The sequence below is a fragment of the Duganella sp. CF402 genome (assembly GCF_900109645.1).
In the GTDB taxonomy this organism is placed as follows: domain Bacteria; phylum Pseudomonadota; class Gammaproteobacteria; order Burkholderiales; family Burkholderiaceae_D; genus Rugamonas.
Genome location: NZ_FOBG01000012.1, coordinates 1 through 2330, shown reverse-complemented (window position 1 = coordinate 2330; position 2330 = coordinate 1). Strand labels below are relative to the sequence as shown.

At 60.1% G+C, this 2330-nt stretch carries 1 protein-coding gene; it reads left to right on the top strand.

Annotated features, from left to right (window positions below; translation table 11 throughout):
* Window positions 1–266 precede the first annotated feature (266 nt).
* A complete protein-coding gene (locus BMZ70_RS27805) occupies window positions 267–2294 on the top strand; it encodes a TonB-dependent receptor family protein (protein WP_229205625.1) in 2028 nt (675 codons plus the stop codon).
* The last annotated feature ends 36 nt before the right edge of the window (window positions 2295–2330 follow it).

Sequence of the window (2330 nt, the reverse complement as noted above, 5' to 3'; positions counted from 1 at the left end):
TGCAGCACCAAATGCCCACACTTATCGACTGTTGATTTTTAAAGATCTTTTACAGCTAGCTGAAGAAGCGTTTTGTTCATCAGCGAAGAGGCAAGATTATGAAGTGTTTCAAACATTTCGTCAAGCTCTTCTTTTATTTCGTTTTCTTCGCTTAACTCAGCATTTGTTTGCTTCGTTTCGCGAGGGACCGAACTATAGCAAAGGCGGCAGATGCTTGGCAAGGCTTTTTGATATATTTCGTTTTCACCGTTTCCAAGGAAGCCATCTTGCTCACCATTGCCTTGCTTGCCGCTGCTGCGGAAGCGCCTGTTGTTGTCATCAGCGGCACCCGCACCGAGCGCGCCAGCTTTGATGTGCCGGCCTCCATCGATGCGGTAGTGATTGATGATAGCCAGCTGCGCGTCAATGCATCCGAAGCGCTGGCTGCGGTGCCTGGCCTGGTGGTGCAGAATCGCCAGAACTACGCGCAGGATTTGCAGATCTCTTCGCGCGGCTTCGGCGCGCGCGCGGCTTTCGGCGTGCGCGGTGTGCATCTCATTGCGGACGGCATCCCGGCCAGCATGCCGGACGGCCAGGGACAAGCCGCCACCTTCAATCTCGATATGGCCGAACGCATCGAAGTGCTGCGCGGTCCTTACTCCGCCATCTACGGCAATCACGCCGGCGGCGTGATTCAGCTGTTCAGCAAGGAAGGCGAAGGCGCGCCTACCGTGGAGCTGAACACCGGCGCCGGCAGCTACGGCACACACAAGACTGATCTCAATGCGCAAGGCCAGCAAGCTGGCATCGGATATGTGCTCGATGCGTCGCGCTTCGATACCGATGGCTATCGCGCACACAGCGCGGCGACCCGCGACCAGGCGTATGCGAAGCTGACGCTGGCCCCGGTCAATGGTGCGAAGCTGAACATCATCGCCAGTGCATTGCGCCAGGACGACACACAGGATCCGCTCGGCGTCACGTGGTCCACTTATCAGCGCGATCCGCGCGCGGGCGAGACCGACGCCAGCGATACGCAGACACCCAAGCGCACCTTGGCCGATCGCTACAACACGCGCAAGAGCATCGACCATCAACAGATCGGCGCCACATGGGAGCAGCGCTTTGGCGATGACCGCTTGCATGTCACCGCATATGGCGGCAATCGCGAAGTGATCCAGTATCAGGCGTTCTCCAAAGCGTTCCAGGCGCCGGTAACGCATTCAGGCGGCGTGGTGAATTTCGGGCGCAACTTCTCCGGCGCGGAGATCAACTGGACGCATGTGCAGCGCCTCGCATCCGGCAAGCTGACGACGACTGCCGGCGTCGAATACGGTCGCTCCAACGACGCGCGCCAGGGCTATGAGAATTTCATCGGCACGCAGTTCGGCGTGAAAGGCGCGCTGCGTCGCGATGAAGACGACACGGTCAGCAATCTCGATCCCTACCTGCAGACGGAATGGGACAGCGGCGCGTGGCAGCTCAGTGTCGGCGTGCGCCATAGCCGCGTGAAGATCGCGGTCGACGATCACTTCCTCAGCAACGGCAATGACAGCGGCGCGCTCGACTATCGGCAAACCACGCCAGTACTGGGCGTGCTGTATCGCGTGGCGCCGCAACTGAATGTGTACGCGAGCGCCGCGCGCGGCTTTGAAACGCCAACGCTCAATGAGCTGTTCTATTCGGGCGTCGGTGGCGGGTTCAATTTCCGTTTGCAGCCGGCGCATAGCAGGCATTTGGAAGCGGGCGTGAAAGCGCGACTGGACGGCACGCGCATCAATGCGGCGCTGTTCCAGGCGAAGACCGATGACGAGCTGGTGGTCGACAGTTCGAGCGGCGGCCGCACCAGCTATCGCAATGGCGGCGAGACCTCGCGGCGCGGCGCTGAACTGTCGCTCGATTCTTCATGGCGCGATGGATGGAGCACACGCCTCGCACTGACCGCCTTGCGCGCTGAGTACGCGAGCGGCAAGCGCTTGCCTGGCGTACCGAATGCGAATCTGTATGGCGAGCTGGCGTGGCAGGAAAGCGCCGGCCGTGTCGGCGCCGCGCTGGAAGCAGTCGCTGCCGGCAAAGTTTACGTTGAAGACAGCAATGCAGAGAAAGCGGCGCCAGGATATGGCTTATTGAATGCGCGCGTGGCGGCGAGCCAGCAATGGCAAGGCTGGCGCTTCAAGCAGTTCGCGCGCCTGAATAATCTGCTGGATAAAAACTATGTGGGATCGGTGATTGTCGGCGACGCCAACAAGCGCTATTACGAGGCGGCGCCTCAGCGTAACTGGGTACTCGGCGTCAGCGCGATGTACAAGTTCTAAATGCAAAAAGGCCCGCACAGATAAACTGAGCGGGCC